Source organism: Mesorhizobium ciceri biovar biserrulae WSM1271 (genome assembly GCF_000185905.1).
Classification (GTDB): Bacteria; Pseudomonadota; Alphaproteobacteria; order Rhizobiales; family Rhizobiaceae; genus Mesorhizobium; species Mesorhizobium ciceri.
The window spans coordinates 5,605,374-5,621,579 of record NC_014923.1; the positions used below are offsets into that span (position 1 = coordinate 5,605,374).

At 61.6% G+C, this 16,206-nt stretch carries 15 protein-coding genes; 4 read left to right on the forward strand and 11 right to left on the reverse strand.

Annotated features, from left to right (window positions below):
• Nucleotides 1–13: 13 nt before the first annotated feature.
• From MESCI_RS27145 to MESCI_RS27165, 5 genes are all read right to left on the reverse strand, one after another.
• Nucleotides 14–1,708 carry a type I secretion system permease/ATPase gene (locus MESCI_RS27145; RefSeq protein ID WP_013533172.1) on the reverse strand — a complete coding sequence of 565 codons (1,695 nt, stop codon included), beginning with the start codon at nt 1,706–1,708 and terminating at the stop codon, nt 14–16.
• Nucleotides 1,709–1,771: 63 nt separating this feature from the next.
• Nucleotides 1,772–6,034, reverse strand: a complete 4,263-nt coding sequence (locus MESCI_RS27150) for a beta strand repeat-containing protein (RefSeq protein WP_013533173.1) — start codon at nt 6,032–6,034, stop codon at nt 1,772–1,774.
• Nucleotides 6,031–7,209 carry a VCBS domain-containing protein gene (locus MESCI_RS27155; RefSeq protein WP_164919968.1) on the reverse strand — a complete coding sequence of 393 codons (1,179 nt, stop codon included), beginning with the start codon at nt 7,207–7,209 and terminating at the stop codon, nt 6,031–6,033. Before MESCI_RS27155 ends, MESCI_RS27150 begins: the two co-directional genes overlap by 4 nt.
• An 840-nt stretch (nt 7,210–8,049) precedes the next feature.
• A complete protein-coding gene (locus MESCI_RS27160) occupies nt 8,050–8,652 on the reverse strand; it encodes a general stress protein (RefSeq protein ID WP_013533175.1) in 603 nt (200 codons plus the stop codon).
• A gap of 20 nt (nt 8,653–8,672) precedes the next feature.
• A complete protein-coding gene (locus MESCI_RS27165) occupies nt 8,673–9,416 on the reverse strand; it encodes a DUF4142 domain-containing protein (protein WP_013533176.1) in 744 nt (247 codons plus the stop codon).
• 163 nt (nt 9,417–9,579) lie between these two features.
• On the opposite strand from MESCI_RS27165, the gene MESCI_RS27170 reads away from it, so the two are divergent.
• From MESCI_RS27170 to MESCI_RS27180, 3 genes are all read left to right on the forward strand, one after another.
• Nucleotides 9,580–9,759: a hypothetical protein gene (locus MESCI_RS27170; protein ID WP_024502377.1), complete on the forward strand. Its 180-nt coding sequence runs from the start codon at nt 9,580–9,582 to the stop codon at nt 9,757–9,759.
• Nucleotides 9,760–9,911: 152 nt separating this feature from the next.
• Complete coding sequence (locus MESCI_RS27175; protein WP_013533177.1) at nt 9,912–10,166, forward strand: DUF982 domain-containing protein; 255 nt, start codon at nt 9,912–9,914, stop codon at nt 10,164–10,166.
• A gap of 30 nt (nt 10,167–10,196) precedes the next feature.
• A complete protein-coding gene (locus MESCI_RS27180; protein WP_420845283.1) occupies nt 10,197–10,583 on the forward strand; it encodes a hypothetical protein in 387 nt (128 codons plus the stop codon).
• 30 nt (nt 10,584–10,613) lie between these two features.
• On the opposite strand, the gene MESCI_RS27185 is transcribed toward MESCI_RS27180, so the two are convergent.
• The 6 genes from MESCI_RS27185 to MESCI_RS27210 all read right to left on the reverse strand — a co-directional run bounded on the left by MESCI_RS27185 (nt 10,614) and on the right by MESCI_RS27210 (nt 13,657).
• Nucleotides 10,614–10,949: a hypothetical protein gene (locus MESCI_RS27185; protein WP_244506918.1), complete on the reverse strand. Its 336-nt coding sequence runs from the start codon at nt 10,947–10,949 to the stop codon at nt 10,614–10,616.
• Nucleotides 10,949–11,308, reverse strand: coding sequence for a hypothetical protein (locus MESCI_RS27190; protein WP_013533180.1), 360 nt, complete (start codon nt 11,306–11,308; stop codon nt 10,949–10,951). Before MESCI_RS27190 ends, MESCI_RS27185 begins: the two co-directional genes overlap by 1 nt.
• A complete protein-coding gene (locus tag MESCI_RS27195; protein ID WP_013533181.1) occupies nt 11,308–12,528 on the reverse strand; it encodes an Nramp family divalent metal transporter in 1,221 nt (406 codons plus the stop codon). The genes MESCI_RS27190 and MESCI_RS27195 overlap by 1 nt, the downstream gene beginning before the upstream one ends.
• A complete protein-coding gene (locus MESCI_RS27200; RefSeq protein ID WP_013533182.1) occupies nt 12,525–12,980 on the reverse strand; it encodes a hypothetical protein in 456 nt (151 codons plus the stop codon). The genes MESCI_RS27195 and MESCI_RS27200 overlap by 4 nt, the downstream gene beginning before the upstream one ends.
• 143 nt (nt 12,981–13,123) lie before the next feature.
• Entirely contained in the window at nt 13,124–13,354 is a 231-nt protein-coding gene (locus tag MESCI_RS27205; RefSeq protein WP_013533183.1) for a hypothetical protein, read from the reverse strand.
• Nucleotides 13,355–13,438: 84 nt separating this feature from the next.
• Complete coding sequence (locus tag MESCI_RS27210; protein ID WP_013533184.1) at nt 13,439–13,657, reverse strand: hypothetical protein; 219 nt, start codon at nt 13,655–13,657, stop codon at nt 13,439–13,441.
• A 218-nt stretch (nt 13,658–13,875) separates the two neighbouring features.
• Here MESCI_RS27210 and MESCI_RS27215 point away from each other — a divergent pair, with 218 nt between their 5' ends.
• Nucleotides 13,876–16,176 carry an FdhF/YdeP family oxidoreductase gene (locus MESCI_RS27215; RefSeq protein ID WP_013533185.1) on the forward strand — a complete coding sequence of 767 codons (2,301 nt, stop codon included), beginning with the start codon at nt 13,876–13,878 and terminating at the stop codon, nt 16,174–16,176.
• The last annotated feature ends 30 nt before the right edge of the window (nt 16,177–16,206 follow it).

Sequence of the window (16,206 nt, forward strand, 5' to 3'; positions counted from 1 at the left end):
CTCCAAACACGGCTCATTGCGTTGCCACCGCCATTGGAGCCGCGCGCTGGTTGAGGAGCGCCACGATCTCGTTTCTCATGCCAAAGGCCTCGACGGCGCCATCGCGCAACAGGAGGATCTTGTCGACATTCGCCAGGGTCGAGGGCCGGTGAGAGACGATGATCACCGTACTGCCGCGGCGCTTGAGTTCGATCGCGCAGTCGCTCAGCGCGCGGTCGCCATCGGCATCGAGATTGGAGCTGGGCTCGTCGAGAATGATCAGGTTCGGCGTTCCGAACACTGCGCGGGCAAGAGCAATCCGTTGGCGATATCCTCCCGACAGCACTGCGCCACCTTCGCCGATCTGGGTCTCATAGCCCTGCGGCAGGCGGATGATCATCTCATGCACGCCGGCGAGCCGCGCGGCCTCGATGACCTCCTGGTCGACATTGGTCTTGAAGCGGCCGATGTTGGCGGCGACGGTATCGGAGAAGAGTTCTATATCCTGCGGCAGATAGCCGATGTGGTCGCCGAGCGCGTCGTGTCCCCATTGCGACAGGTCGGCGCCGTCCAGCCTGACGGTACCACGGCTGGGTTGCATGACGCCCGCGAGATGACGCGCCAGCGTCGACTTGCCGGCGCCGGAAGGGCCGACGATTCCCAGCGTCTCGCCTGCTTCCAGCCGGAACGATACGTCCCGCAGAAGCACTTTCTGCTGGCTTGCAATTGCAAAGCTGACCTGCTCAACCGAAATCTTGCCGGTGGGCTTGGGCAGGTTGAACGATCTTTCGCTCTGCGCGCCCCCGTCGACCAGCTTCTCGACCCTTGCCAACGCCGCCCGCCCCAGGATCAGGCTGCGCCAAAGGCCGACGATCTGCTCGACCGGCTGTAGCCCCCGGCCCAGCAAGAGGCTCGCGGCGAACATGGTGCCGCCGGTGATCTGCCGTTCGATCACCAGATAGGCGCCGAGGCCGAGGATCAGCGACTGCATGGTGAGCCGCAGAAAACGGATCAGACCCGACATCAGTGCGGCGCGATCGCTTGCCTCCGCCTGGCGCCGCAGCGCCAAATTGCGGTCGCGTCCCCAGCGGCGGATGAGGCCGTCGATCATCCCCATGGCGCGAACGACTTCAGCGTTTCTGAGGCTCATCTCGGTGAAATTATAGTTGGTCGTCGCCAGGTCGTTGGCCTGCTTCAGCGGCGAACGCACGATATATTCGTTTAGCACCGCCATGGCGACCAGAAGCAGCGAGCAGCCCAGCGCGAAGAAGCCGAGCCAGGGATGCAGCAGGAAGATGATGCCGATGTAGATGGGCGACCATGGCAGGTCGAACAAAGCGTGGATGCCGCTGCCGGTGATGACCTGCCTGAACGTGTCGAAGTCTCGGATGGGCTGGCTCGGCGACGAGCCGGGCGATGGGGTCTCGACCGACGCGGCCAGGACTTTTGCCGACAGCAGCCGGTCGAGCCGCGCGCTGGCACGCGTCAGGATGGAGGCGCGCACCAGGTCGAGGCCGGCCAATGAAAGAAAGGCCGCCAGCAACACCAAGGTCAACATCACCAGCGTGGTTTCGCTGCCGCTGGTGACGACCCTGTCGTAGATCTGCAGCATGTAGAGTGGGGACGCGAGATAGAGCAGATTGATCGCCAGGCTGAACGCCGCCGCTACCAGGAAATAGCGGCGGCAGGCCCGAAGCGCATCCTTCACAATTCGAGATTTGCTATCCACGTCCAGAACCCCACTCGATACGCGTCAGGCCAGGTGGGCCGCCGCTGGCGGCGGCCTTTTGGTTCACACCACGAAGTCGCTTGAAATTGCTCCATTGCCAACGCCCGTCAGCGTGAATTCCGCCGGATTGTACGAAACGGCGGTATGGCCTTGGCCGTCATCGGCGAGCTTGAAGCCGTTTGCATCGTAGCTGCCGACCAGATGCAGCGCGGTGCCGTGGGTCCCGTCCGAAACGGTCAGCGTTCCGCCGCTGCCATCCTGGTTTGCCTGGTAGACGGCCGTCGTTCCCGCACCGAACAGGATGTCCTCTAGCTCCAGCCTGTCGTCATTGGTGATGCCGCCGATCCGCCCGCTGAAATCGAAGGAATCGTCGAGCTGCAGCGTGCCGGCCGCATCGTGCGCGAAGGTGACATCCGTCGACGAGGCGCTGCCGAACTCAAGCTTCGACAGGTTGCCGATCGTGGCATCGCCGTCGCCGGTGACCTGGCCATGGATGACGATGTCGCCGCCATTGGCCAACAGCATGCCGGAATTCGCCAGCCCGCCGGTGATCGTCAGTCCACCTGAACCGGTCGCCTCCAATGTTCCGGAGTTGGTGACGACGCTGCCCCCCGTATCGATGACCAGCGCATTCGCGCCGGAGGCGATAATGGTGCCCTGGTTGTCGAGGCTCAGCATCCCGCCGCCCAACTGGCCGGCGCCCGATATCGTGTTGTCGACATTGACCAGAGTGACGTCCGGCCCCGTGCCGGAGATCACGTTGGCGGCGCTGTCGGACAACAGTATCTGCCCGCCGCCCTGCAGGGTCACGCCATGCTGGATGATTTGCAGCAGCGTTTCACCGCCGGTCGAGTCCAGCGAGATGAGGCCGCTATTGTTGATCATGCCGCTCAGCGGCAGCAAGGCGCCGTCGCCGATCGTCATGGTGCCGGCATTGTTGACCACCGGCGTCTGGTCGAAGACGAAATTGCCTGCCGTCAGCGCGCCCGAGTGCACGCCATCCAGCGTGATCGACTGCCCATCGCCCAGCGTGATCACCGCGTTGCCGTGGGCATCGTCGGCGATATGGGTCTGCAGGTCGGCAAAGTCCGCCAGTCCGTTGTAGCCGATAAGGTCGATCTGGTCGGCCGCGGCGTCGAAATTATGCACCGTATCGGCACCGATCGGCTGCGAGAAGACGAAGAGATCGTTGCCGCTGGAGCCGGTCAGCACGTCGTCGCCGGACCAGGCGAAGATCGGCGAACCCGGAGCGTAGGCCTCGACATTGTCGGCGATCGACGCGCTGCCCAAGGTGCCGTCGGCATTGGTCCAGGTCATCTGAACGTCGAGCACGGCTGCCCCGGTGAAACTGACCGGTGTGGTGACGGTCAGCCCGTGCAGGTCGTTGGTCTGTGTCGTCCAGCTTCCATCGGCGTTATGCGTCGCGCCGTCGATGGTCCAGCCCGAAGGTACGTCCTTCACCGTGACGGTGATGAGCGCACCTTCATGCGAGGGATCGGTGAGAGCGAGGTTGATGGGCTCGCCGGAAGTGCCTGCGGGTTTGAGGCCGATGCCCGTTGCGATCGAATTCGTGTTTCCGCTTGCGTCTTTGAACGCCCCTGCGGCAATCGAAACGTCGAAGCTGCTGCCGTTGTTCCCGCCGACTTTATCGACTTGAAAACTATACGTACCATGTGCCGCGTCAAACACACCTGAATTCGCAACCAGCGATAGCGTCCCTTTAGACGGATTGCTCAGCGTTACGACGCTTGAAGGATCACTAACGTTCGCAAATGTTTGCGTAACACCAGTCGCACTAAACTGTATAGTGACAATGGTCGGCGTATTTGCATCGCCCTGCCTCGAATTTACTACAGAGCTGATAAGCTGGGCGTCACTAGTTCCTTGGATGGTAATGTTGACTACTTGTTGCGTGCCGTCCACCGTCGTTACGGTGAACACATCCGGCAGACTCTGACCTGTATTGAGGGCATTTACTGTCAGGTCCGCGTTGTTGAGCGTGTAGGTCCATACGCCGGCTGCTGTCATCGTATAACTGCCGTGCCCCGTTGTCCCTGAGGAGGCTATGAACGTGTTGGGCGTGTTGTCGACATCCGTGTCAGTCAATGTGCCGGTGGCGGTTGGTGTACCCGACCCATTGCTTGCGGCAGCCTCGACCACCGTTCCGGTCTTGGTGCCTGAAATCGCCGCGGCATCGTTGGCACCGTTGATGGTGACAGTGAGCACAGCAGTGTCGGTTAGGCTGCCGTCGCTGACTGTGTAGTTGAAGGTGTCGGTTGTCGAACCGCCTGTATTGAGCGCCTGCACCGTGGCATCGTTCTCGTTGACCACGTAGGTGTAGCTGCCGTTGCTGTTAAGCGTCAGCGTGCCGTGCGCGCCGACCAGGCCGACGCCCACAGAGCCGACCGAGCCAGCCCCTTCCACGCCACCGGTGCGGATGGCGCTCACCGTCAGGCTGGCGCTGTCGACATCGCTGTCGTTGGTCAGCACGTTGCCGGAACCATTGTTGCCGCCGGATCCGTTTAGCGTGCCGCTCTTCTCAGTTGCGGCAATCGCACCCGCGCTGGCGCTGGTGTCATTTGCACCGACAGGCGCGTCATTTGCACCATTGATGGTAACGGTGAGTACTGCCGTGTCGGTCAGGCTGCCATCGCTGACCGTGTAGTTGAACGTATCGGTGGTCGAGCCGCCGGTGTTGAGCGCCTGCACCGTCAAGTCGTTCTCGTTGACCACGTAGGTGTAGCTGCCGTTGGCGGCGATGGTGAGTGTGCCGTGCGCGCCAACCAGGCCGACACCCAGCGAACCGCCCGTGCCGGCCCCTTCGGCGCCACCGGTGCGGATCGCACTCACGGTCAGGCTGGCGCTGTCGACATCGGTGTCATTGGTCAGCACGTTGCCGGAGCCATTGTTGCCGCCGGATCCGTTCAGCGTGCCGCTCTTCTCGGTTGCGGCGACAGCACCGAGATTGGCGCTGGTGTCGTTGGCAGCGATCGGAGCGTCGTCGGTGCCGTGGATGGTGACGGTGATGAGCTGGCTCGTGCCATCGGCGGTCGCAACCGTGATGCTGTCGGTGTAGTCGGTGCCGCCGACGAACTCGTCGTGGGCGTTGTTCATGGTGTAGGTCCAGACCCCGCCCGCGTCGATCGAGAAGGTGCCGAAGCCATTGCTGCCGGCCGCGTTGGTCTGCACGACAAAGGCGTTCGAGCTGTCGGGATCGGTGGCGACCAGGGTGCCGCCGGTGCTCTGCGCGGCATTGGTCTCGGTCAGCGCGGCGGTGCTGGTGCCGGTGATCACGGTGGCGTCGTCGGTGCCGTGGATGGTGACGGTGATGAGCTGGCTCGTGCCATCGGCGGTCGCAACCGTGATGCTGTCGGTGTAGTCGGTGCCGCCGACGAACTCGTCGTGGGCGTTGTTCATGGTGTAGGTCCAGACCCCGCCCGCGTCGATCGAGAAGGTGCCGAAGCCATTGCTGCCGGCCGCGTTGGTCTGCACGACAAAGGCGTTCGAGCTGTCGGGATCGGTGGCGACCAGGGTGCCGCCGGTGCTCTGCGCCGCATTGGTCTCGGTCAGCTCGGCGGTGCTGGTGCCGGTGATCACGGTGGCGTCGTCGGTGCCGTGGAGGGTGACGGTGATGAGCTGGCTCGTGCCGTCGGCGGTCGCAACCGTGATGCTGTCGGTGTAGTCGGTGCCGCCGACGAACTCGTCGTGGGCGTTGTTCATGGTGTAGGTCCAGACCCCGCCCGCGTCGATCGAGAAGGTGCCGAAGCCATTGCTGCCGGCCGCGTTGGTCTGCACGACAAAGGCGTTCGAGCTGTCGGGATCGGTGGCGACCAGGGTGCCGCCGGTGCTCTGCGCCGCATTGGTCTCGGTCAGCGCGGCGGTGCTGACGCCGGTGATCACGGTGGCGTCGTCGGTGCCGTGGATGGTGACGGTGATGAGCTGGCTCGTGCCATCGGCGGTCGCAACCGTGATGCTGTCGGTGTAGTCGGTGCCGCCGACGAACTCGTCGTGGGCGTTGTTCATGGTGTAGGTCCAGACCCCGCCCGCGTCGATCGAGAAGGTGCCGAAGCCGTTGCTGCCGGCCGCGTTGGTCTGCACGACAAAGGCGTTCGAGCTGTCGGGATCGGTGGCGACCAGGGTGCCGCCGGTGCTCTGCGCGGCATTGGTCTCGGTCAGCGCGGCGGTGCTGGTGCCGGTGATCACGGTGGCGTCGTCGGTGCCGTGGATGGTGACGGTGATGAGCTGGCTCGTGCCGTCGGCGGTCGCAACCGTGATGCTGTCGGTGTAGTCGGTGCCGCCGACGAACTCGTCGTGGGCGTTGTTCATGGTGTAGGTCCAGACCCCGCCGCGTCGATCGAGAAGGTGCCGAAGCCATTGCTGCCGGCCGCGTTGGTCTGCACGACAAAGGCGTTCGAGCTGTCGGGATCGGTGGCGACCAGGGTGCCGCCGGTGCTCTGCGCCGCATTGGTCTCGGTCAGCGCGGCGGTGCTGACGCCGGTGATCACGGCTGCGTCATTGGTGCCCAGGATGTGGATGGTCACCGTTGTGGCGGTGCCGTCGGCGCTGACGGCATTGAAGGTGTCGGTGTAGGTGGTGCCGGCGGCGAACTCGTCATGGGCCGAGGATGCCGTGTAGGTCCAGTTGCCGTTGGCATCGAGGTCGAAGGTGCCGTAGCTGCCTGCGGCAGCCACCTGGGGCACGAAGTGGGGATCGCTGTCGACGTCGGAGATGGTCAGCGTACCCGAGGTCGAGATCGCCGCTGCGGTATCGGCTTCGGTCAGGTCGCGCACATCGGCCGACAGAACGGCGGCGTCGTTGGTACCGGTAATATTGACAACGATATTGTAGCTGGCGCTTCCATCCGCCGATTTTACCGTCAGAGTGTCGGTGACATGCTGGCCCTGCGTCAATGGATCCGCAAGTGCCTGATTGAGCGTATAGGCCCACACACCAGTTGTCGTATCGAAGGTGAAGGCGCCGTAAGTGCCCTGCAGGCTTGAGGAAGTTGGAGTCTGGAAATGATTCTGGCCGACATCGGGGTCGGTGATGATCAGCTGTCCACTGGCGTTGGGATCATTCAGCGTGCCATTGGCAACACCGCCGGCCTCCACCACAGCCAGGTCTGCGCCGGGGACGGCGGTTATGATTGCGCCGTCATTGGTTCCCTGAATGTTGACCGACACGCTGGCCCAGCTCAGCGTTCCGCCACCAAGCTTGATCGCATAGGTGAAAGTCTCGTTGATCTGGTCGCCCGCACCCATGGCTTGCAGGTTCGCGAAACCATGCGCCGCCAGATACCCGCTGAGGTCCATTTCGACCTTGCCGTTGTTGATGCGAATCAAAACGCCGTCGCCGATGCTTTCCCAGTTTGAAATGCCTGTTGACTGGACGTCCTGGTTCGTCAGGTCGATCGGCGCGTATTGCTTCGTGGCCGTCGACGCGGAAATCCCGTCGTCCACCGAAAAAAGGGACTTTGCGTTTCCACCCAGATCGTTCGCCATCACATCGAGAACTATGATGGTTTGCGAACCTGACGCGAGGACGACCGTATCCTCGGTGAGATTGAACAGGTCATCCTTCGCCTGCGGCGTGTTGGAGAAAGACGTCGTGGTGCCGCCGGCACCGGTGACCTGAGTAGCCATTTTTCAACCCCCCTTTTAAGAACAGACGCCTCATCTGTTTTATCGACAGTACTGAACGACCGGCTGCTTCCAGCCGAAGAAAAACCGCGCGAATCCAGGCAGGCATGAATTTTCGCCCTCATCCAGGCACACCGCCGCGCTTGGAACAGCCGCCTCAAGCTGGCCATTCACGGACGGATATTGACCCGATGCTGCTGGACGTGACGACTGGTCGTCACGCTACGTTCCCTACCCAACCTACATCGTCAAACTCGTGGCTTTCGACCACGAACTTTAGATGCCTCTTATATTAGGAGATTATTAACTCTTATAGAGAGGAAGCGTCAACGCCCAACTTGGCCGAACAGTTAATAGTCGAACATAAGGGGAGCCACAGTCACTAGAATCGAGTTGTGAGATCGAACAGGCGCACGCCCGATATGAGCCAGGCGGCAGACGTGCGGCTCAGCGTGACCAGAGCCCGCCAGCGCACCACCATACCAACACCGCACCTTGATCGCTGAGTACTTTTCGTGCAGCACGCCAACCCGACAGCCAGCCAGTTCGCTTGAACGGTCACTTAACGCGCCGGACAGCCGGGAAGCTTCATGCCCTTGATCACGGAGATCTTGAAGCCGGGCAACTCGAACATCTGTCCCACACGCTCCGTAGCACTTCGTGAAAGCTCGTCGTTCGGTACGTGCGACCACACCTCCTCGTTCAAGGCCGATTGATCGTCCGAGCGCTGTCGCGATCGGTCTCGTCAGGGATATATTCGCCGGCATTGGCATCGAAGCCGGTCCAGCCGCCAGCCTCGTAAGCCCTGCGGCGTTCGGCAAGATCGACCGATCTGGATTGCCCCAGAATTTCCTCGGCATTTGCAATGAGTTCATCGTCCACCCTGGCCGTGACCAACGTGCCGCCGCGGCGTACGCCCTCCGCATACACGTGGGCATCGTTCTCGGGCACGCCGGACTCCGTCAGACCGCCGACAATGCCTCCGACCGCACCGCCTGCCACCGCCCCGGCAACGACACCTGTCGCGGTGGCGGCGAGCCAACCCGCCGCGACCACAGGTCCGACGCCCGGGATGGCCATGACCCCCAGCCCTGTCAGCAATCCGCCGGCACCGCCGATCACGGCTCCAATCCCCGCGCCAGCCCCGGCATCCTCGGCAGCCTCCGAACGGTCGCCCTCGTACCAGTCATCCGAGTTGTTGGCGACGATGCTGATGTTCGCATGCGGGACGCCCGTGGCTTCAAGTTCGCGGACCGCGTCGGCCGCGTCGTCATAGTTGTCGAACAGTCCAGTTACCGTTTTCATTGATTTCTCCTGATCCGTGCTCACTTGCTGGCGGCAACGACGTTGCCCTGATAGTCCAGGCCGACGGCGAGGCTTTCGCCTGCCTTGGTGGCATGGCCCCGCCAGATGCCCTGGTCGTCCTTGGTAAGCTTCGACACGTTGGTATAGCCTGCACCCTCGATGCGGCTCTTGGCCTGGGCTTCGGTGAAGCTGTTTGCGCCGGGAACGAGAGCGGCAGCATTGGGGGTATTGTCGGTCTTCACCGCCGGTGTTGTCGCTCCCGTGATAGCGTCCTGCCCGGCTGCGATCTTTTCGATCATCTGCTGGTGCGTCTTCAGCGTATCGACCGTTTGCTGGGCGAATGTCTTGAGCCCGGCGTTGTCGCCGCCGCTGGCATAGGTTTCAAACAGCTTGACGGCGTCGGCATGCGCCTTGCGCTGCATGTCGACATAGGCTGGATCGATCGGTGCCTGCGCATTCTTGAGCTTGTCGAGATCGCCCTGGTGCTGGGCATCAAGCGCCGACGGCACTTTCAATTTTTGTTCGCCGGCCACGGTTGCCAGCTTGGCATTGGCCGCGCCGTGATCGCGGATCATCATCTGGGCGAAGTCCTTGATGCTCTGGTCCTGAACCTTGCCCAAGGCAATCTGGCTCGAGTCGACTTCGAACTTGCCGCCGATGGCAGCCTTGTCGACGAAGGCCTGGGCGCTGTCGGCAGCAAAAGCAGGCACGGCGAGAAGAATGGAAGCAGCGGCGAGCGATGCGAAAAATTGTCGTGTTTTCATCGGCTTTGTCCTTGCCTGGGATGCGTCGCCCTAACAGGCCAAGATGCGCTTTGTTCCGATACCCAGACGACATGCCTGCAGGCCCGGCAGCACCACGATCCACGCATGAGGCTGCCGAATTATCTCGCGTGAGATCTGCCACATCGACGGAAAATGTGGAGAAGTGACAGGCGACAGGAACGCCGGCACCATGAACCAGCGTGGCTGCAAAAAAGCCGTGGTCGAGACAAGCAGTTTCCAGGCGCCGCTATTCTACATGCAGCATGGGTTCGAGGAATTCGGCAAAGTCGAATTCGGAATTCCAGGGCACGCACGCATCTTCCTTCGCAAGGACCTGTTGTAAGTCTTGGGACGGGCGCGCACGGATGGCCATCGGCTAGTTGTTTCAAACGCCAGGTGCTCTGGAACAAATCGACGGTTGCGGAGTTAAAGCGCGTCGCGACGCGCAGTCTTGCAGTCGCGTGTCGAATAGAGTGCATCCCGCTGGAGAGGCATGTGCGTACTGGACATTTCAGAAAGCCGATTGTCATTCAACCTGGCCGGATAGACCGCGACAGGGTTGTGGTTTCGGTGTCGGACGCAGCCGAAGTGCTGCTGCGGGACTGGCCAAAGCCGACATCCGAGCGGCGTCTTGCCGCGATCAGAGCGTGCCTTGCCGTCATGCGAGGCGAAAAGCCGACAAGGGCGGCACGACAGGCGTTCATCGTTGCGGCCAAGGACGCCAGGATTCTGCTGAGCGAGCAAGTCTGACCGTGGCGGGTCGCCTCAGTGCATGCAAGCTTGGTTCCGCTGGCGCCTGCAAGTGCGATACTGCCGAGATTGGTTCGAAGGGGAGAGATTATGGCTAAGGTTTCAGGTCTCACGCCTGCCGCGGCCAGAGGCGAAGTTCAGGCAGGAGCAACGCACGACAAGACGCCGGGGTTCGATCCCGCCATTGCCCCGCTTGAGACAGACGCAGAGGCCGCGGACACACAAAATCCGGTCGCTAAGACAAGTCCGCTGCGCACTCGTCCAAAATTCGAAAACGATGCCAGCTTTGCCAATGCCATGCGTCCGGTCGAAGGCGAGCCGGAACTGCGGCCTGGCGGCAACTGGCCGGTGTTGGTGATTGCAGCTGTCGTTTTGACAGCAGCCGTGGTCTTCCTGGCGGCAAGCATGCTGCGATGAGAATAATCCCGACGATGCAGCACCCACGACCTATTCCTGGAGGTCCGGCGCGTCCTTCATGCCTGAGAGTTCGGTCATTGGGCACAGCAGCCGCGGTCGCGCGGGATCGGAGATGTCGAGCTTGTCCCAAGGAATGCGGTATAGACCGTCGCGGCGGCGCAATCGGAAAAGATCCAGCACCGCCACGCCTATGGCCGAAGCCGAAAGACGCTCGAAAGCAGCGTAGACCCCGACGTGGAATTCGGTGACGACGAAATCGTCACCATCCCGTTCGGCGCGGATCTCCTCGATATAACCGACATTCTTGCCGCGCTGCGAGAGTACGCGCCGCCCCGCCAGATGCTCGAGATTGACCGTGATCATCATCAAGCTCCCGGAATGCGCCCGATAATATGGTCGCGCAACCAGTCCTGCCAGGCGAAGATCGACGTTTCTCGCACATCGATGTCGAACTCGATATCGATGCCGATATCTTTCACCTTGCGCCAGGCGATCCGATGAGGTTCGCCATGCTGCGTGCCACCCAGCTTGACCGCGAGCCGCGCCATCCAGCGCCCGGGCCGTGCGCCGAGGCGACGCGCCAGGGTGATGGAGCCGAGTTCGATGGCAATGATCCGAGGCGGCTTGCCAGGCCGCAACTGCGCCACCAAACCGTCGACCTTACCGACCTTGACCTGCTCGCGGTCGACCACCTGCTTGTCCAGGAGATCACGCAGCAACTTCATCATGTGCCTCCGAATATCTGCAGCGGGATGGTCACCACCGCCAGTACGAAGCCAAGCGCGATGATGAAGATGACGGCGGCATTTGACAAAATGCCGTTGCGATGCTCGCCGACATAACGTTTGTCGTTCAGCAGAAACAGGAACGGAACGACGGTCAGCGGAAGGCTGGCAGCCGTCAGCGCCATGGAAAAGATGGTGAGCCTCAGCGGGTCAAGACCAAGCGCGATGGGAATAGCCGCCAACAGCAATGATATCGTGTAGGTGGCGCTGAAACCCGGATCGTCGCGCGGCTTGCGATCCTCGCCCCAATTCCAGCCGAACCCTTGGGCCACAAGATAGGCCTGTTGCAACCCGACCTCGAGTGCGGCGCCGAAGCAGGCGATGGCGAGAGAAGCAACAAACAGCACGAAGCCCCAGAAGCCGAATATGGGGATCAGCATCAACGGCAATTGGTGATAGTCGTCCACCTGGGTGACGCCATGCGTGGCGAGCACGAGAGCGGCCACGATCAACACGCCGATCGAGATGGTGCCCCCGAAGGTCATGCCCAACCCCGCTATCGCCCGATTGGCGCCGAGATAGCTTTTGTCCCACCGGTCCTCGATGGCCCCCGAGGAATAGAACATGAACAGGTAGGGCGATATCGAGGCGCCCAGAATGCTGACCGCCATGAACCAGTAATTGGCGGCATCGTGGACCGGCAGCGAAGGCACGGCGCCCCTTGCGACTGCCGTCCAATCAGGTCTCAGCATCACCGCTCCGACGACGAAACACAGCGTCACCAGACCGAGAAACGACACGCCCTTCTCGATGACGCCGAACGTGCCTTTCCAGAGCAGCAGCCACGCCAGCAAAGCCACCGGCAGTGCCCACCACTGGAAGCCTATGCCCGTGGCAAGTTCGAGCGCAATGGCAACGCCGCCGATCTCGGCGGACAGCACCAGGAAATTGACCAGCAAGGCGGCAAGCAACGGCCATAGAAAGACGTTGAAACCGAACCTTTCGCGGATGCCGTCGGAGATCGTGTGATGGCTCACGGCCGCGAACCGGCCGGACATTTCGACAAGGAAGATGATGCAGACGGTGCCAAGCACCACCGCCCAGATCAACTGGAAGCCAAACATCGCGCCTGCCTGCGCCGCCGTCGCCATGGACCCAACTTCGAGAAAGCCGCCGACGCTGGTGACGACGCCGAGGGATATTTCGAGGAGCTTTTTCATGGCTTCGGCGCGAAATATTTGGCGTAGGCGGTAGCGAGCGCACGCGACGCCAGCCGTAAATCCTGTTGCGCGTCTTGGACCTTCAGCCGGTCATCTGCCTGCAGTCCGGCCTCGGCACGCGTCACCGCGACCGACAAATCATTGACTGCTTTTGTCAGAGAAGCTTGCTCGGTGGGTTCACTGGTTTCGGCGGACCGGATTTGCGCTCCCGTATCTGCAAGCGTCTTGCCGATCGATTGCAGCGTGTCCACCGTGTATGCGGTCGGCGCCGCCCCTGCCGCCCAGGCGTCCAGCGCCATCAACACGGTCTGCGATGCGGACGCCACGGTTCGTGATTGCTGCTCGATCTGATCGGAAGATGAGCATGCCGAGAGCATCAGCAAAAGCAGGCACAGGCAATCGAGCCTGAGATAGCGGCGGCTAACGATCAAATCAGGCGTTTGGTGCGCCACAGAATAGTCTCCCCGACCCAACAAACCGCGGCCGGCGTGAATCTGATCTAGAGCGCTCGACGAGTCCGTCAACAACCGCGGCTCCCGATCCGGAGCACGAGGCGGTCTCAATCGGGTTTCGGTTGCTAGTGGGGTGCTGAACGTCAATCGGGGCGATCCCCGCTCGAAGCGTCTTGGATTCCGTATTCGTGAATGAGGCCGAGAACCTGACTTCTGACTGTGTCGCGCGCGTCGGGCTGGATGAAAAACATCAGCCGCTCGACCGCTTCCACAACTGCTTCCGGCAGATCCGAAACCGCATCGGTGAGTTCGCTGCCATGCTCGTACATATTGTCCGTCAGCTTCTTGTCGAGGTCGGAAAGGATGCCCATCATCCGCACTCCAGATCGGTGCTGTGTTGATCTCAGTTCGACAGCGTTACTGCCAGGTCACCCTCCCCTGTTGCTGCCAGCCATCGATCACTGTTGCCCCGGCATTTCCGTGTTTTCCCTGGGATTTTTCTGGACGCCGGCAGCCGGGGCGGTATCCGCCGGGGCATTGCCGCCCTGGTTCTGCTCCGGCGCGCGTTTCAGCGGCGAGGTCTGCCATCCCATGTCAACGTAGAAGAAGCCGACGACGAAACCGACAATGATGACCGCCGCTATCACCAGCGAGATTATTGCGTTGCGTCGCTCCATTTGCGGCTCCTTCCATCGCCGAACAGCCCATGACGGAAATAGTTCCACAGGCAAGCGCCCTCAGTGAGGACCGGGTCTGGCGCTTGCCGGCCTGGCCTCCAGCGGTGGGGCGATCCGGGATTGGCGGGATTGGATTGAACCAGCGACGTTCCCATCCCGGCAGCGGGGAACAATCAACGAGCGGCGAGGTTTGGTAGTCGCACTTGCGAGGTTCTGCCATGAAACCTGCCGTTACCGATCATGTCGAAATCAAGAAATACGACCACCCGACGGGCGGGTGGGGATCCCTGTCTTCCTTGATCCGTAAAGCCTATGGCGAAGGCCTTCTGATGTCTGGGATATGGAGCACTCTGCTCAAGCAGAACAAGGCAGACGGCTATATGTGCGTTTCATGCTCATGGGCCAAGCCGGCAGAGCCGCGGCCTTTCGAGTTTTGCGAAAATGGCGCCAAGGCCACGCTGTGGGATCAGACGAAGCTGCGCTGCGGCCCCGATTTCTTTGCACGACATTCCGTCACCGAACTGCTCGATTGGCCGGATTGCGAGCTGGAAAAGCAGGGCCGGCTGACCGATCCGTTGCGCTACAATGCCGTCACCGACCGCTACGAGCCGGTGTCCTGGAATGAAGCCTTCGCCGAGATCGGCATGGAACTTCGGCGCCTCGATCCGAAATCGGTGGTTTTCTATACGTCCGGCCGGGCCTCTTTGGAGGCTTCCTTCATGTATCAGCTGTTCGCGCGCATCTACGGTTCGTCGAACCTGCCCGATTCTTCCAACATGTGTCACGAATCGACCTCGGTCGGGCTTCCCAGATCAATCGGCTCGCCGGTTGGAACCGTACAACTCGAAGACTTTTCGCAATGCGACATGATGTTCTTCTTCGGCCACAACACCGGGGTGACGGCGCCGCGGCTGTTGCACCCGCTGCAGGAGGCCCGTGAACGCAATGTGCCGGTGTTCACCTTCAACCCCTTGCCGGAGCGAGGGCTCAAGCGCTTCAAGAACCCGCAGAATCCCGTTGACATGCTGTCGCCGGGGCCCGGCACGAAAATGTCCAGCGACTTCTTCCAGGTCCGCGGCGGCGGCGATATCGCCGCCATGACCGGCATCGCCAAGGCTGTGCTCGCGCTCGACGATGCGGCCCGCGAGCAGGGAAGCTCGCGTATCCTCGATATCGGGTTTATCGCGGAACATACGCATGGTTTCGCCGAATTCGAGGCCTATCTGCGCGCTGCCGCGTGGGATGACATCGTCGCCCGGTCGGGCATTGCGCGACCGGATCTGGAGCATGTCGCCGAAGTCTACAGCCGGTCCAATGCGGTGATCGGCAACTATGGCATGGGTCTGACACAGCACAGGCATGGCACCGAAAACGTGCAGATGTTGTGCAATCTGCTGCTGATGCGCGGCAATATGGGAAAACCCGGCGCCGGCATTTCGCCCCTGCGAGGTCATTCCAACGTCCAGGGCCAGCGCACCGTCGGCATATCCGAAAAACCTGAACTCGTTCCGCTCGACAAATTCGCCGAGTTCTATGCATTCGAGCCCCCGCGCGAGAAGGGTCTCGATACGGTCGAGACTTGCGAAGGCGTCATCGCCGGCTCGGTGAAAGGCTTTATCGGCCTGGGTGGTAATTTCGTCCGCGCCGTGCCCGAAACCGGCCTCGTTGAGAAAGCCTGGCGCAGACTTGGCCTGCATGTCGAAATCGCGACCAAGCTCAACCGAAGTCATCTCCTGCCGGGGGCAGTGACCTATCTGTTGCCCTGTCTGTCCCGGTTGGAAAGAGATCGCCAGGCAAGCGGCGATCAGACCGTTTCCATGGAGGATTCGACCGCCTGCATCCATGGGTCCTTTGGATCGCGCCCGCCGGTTTCGCCAAACCTGCTTTCGGAACCGAAGATCGTCGCGGAGTTGGCCAAGGCCACCGTGCCAGACATGAGTTCGATCCCGTGGGACAAGTGGATTGCCGACTATTCTCGCATCCGTGATGAGATCGAGCGCTGCTTTCCACAGCATTTCCGCCAGTTCAACAAGCGGTTCCTGACACCCGGAGGCTTCCATCGTGACATCAAGGCATCGAAGCGAATTTGGGAGACGCCGAACAAGAAGGCCAATTTCAAGCCGCCCACCACGCTGGAGACAGATCCCGATATCGATGTCTCGGGCCAAAAGGTGCTGACGCTGATCACAGTGCGATCCAACGACCAGTTCAACACGACCGTCTACGGTTATGATGACAGGTTGCGCGGCATCCACGGTACACGCATGGTGTTGCTGATGAATGAGGCCGACATCCAGCGGTTCGGACTGACCGCGGGGCAACAGATCGATCTCGAAACGCATGCCGATGACGGTGTGGAGCGGCGTGTGCGCGGCCTTCGCGTGACACCCTATTCCGTGCGGCAAGGCAACTGCGCCGGCTATTATCCGGAACTCAATCCCCTGGTGCCCCTATGGCATCGCGCCAAGGAGGCCCACGTTCCGGCCGTCAAGTCCGTTCCCGTAAGAATTGTTTGCTGAGGCCGGAGGCCTCGGTTCCGGCCGGAGAGA

Bases quoted from the DNA above. Each gene is read 5' to 3' on its own strand.
- MESCI_RS27160 (WP_013533175.1), bottom strand. From the start codon at position 8,652: ATGAAAACGGTAACTGGACTGTTCGACAACTATGACGACGCGGCCGAC.
- MESCI_RS27195 (WP_013533181.1), bottom strand. From the start codon at position 12,528: ATGAAAAAGCTCCTCGAAATATCCCTCGGCGTCGTCACCAGCGTCGGC.
- MESCI_RS27185 (WP_244506918.1), bottom strand. From the start codon at position 10,949: ATGATGATCACGGTCAATCTCGAGCATCTGGCGGGGCGGCGCGTACTC.
- MESCI_RS27155 (WP_164919968.1), bottom strand. From the start codon at position 7,209: ATGGCGAACGATCTGGGTGGAAACGCAAAGTCCCTTTTTTCGGTGGAC.
- MESCI_RS27205 (WP_013533183.1), bottom strand. From the start codon at position 13,354: ATGATGGGCATCCTTTCCGACCTCGACAAGAAGCTGACGGACAATATG.
- MESCI_RS27215 (WP_013533185.1), top strand. From the start codon at position 13,876: ATGAAACCTGCCGTTACCGATCATGTCGAAATCAAGAAATACGACCAC.
- MESCI_RS27190 (WP_013533180.1), bottom strand. From the start codon at position 11,308: ATGAAGTTGCTGCGTGATCTCCTGGACAAGCAGGTGGTCGACCGCGAG.
- MESCI_RS27210 (WP_013533184.1), bottom strand. From the start codon at position 13,657: ATGGAGCGACGCAACGCAATAATCTCGCTGGTGATAGCGGCGGTCATC.
- MESCI_RS27165 (WP_013533176.1), bottom strand. From the start codon at position 9,416: ATGAAAACACGACAATTTTTCGCATCGCTCGCCGCTGCTTCCATTCTT.
- MESCI_RS27150 (WP_013533173.1), bottom strand. From the start codon at position 6,034: ATGAACAACGCCCACGACGAGTTCGTCGGCGGCACCGACTACACCGAC.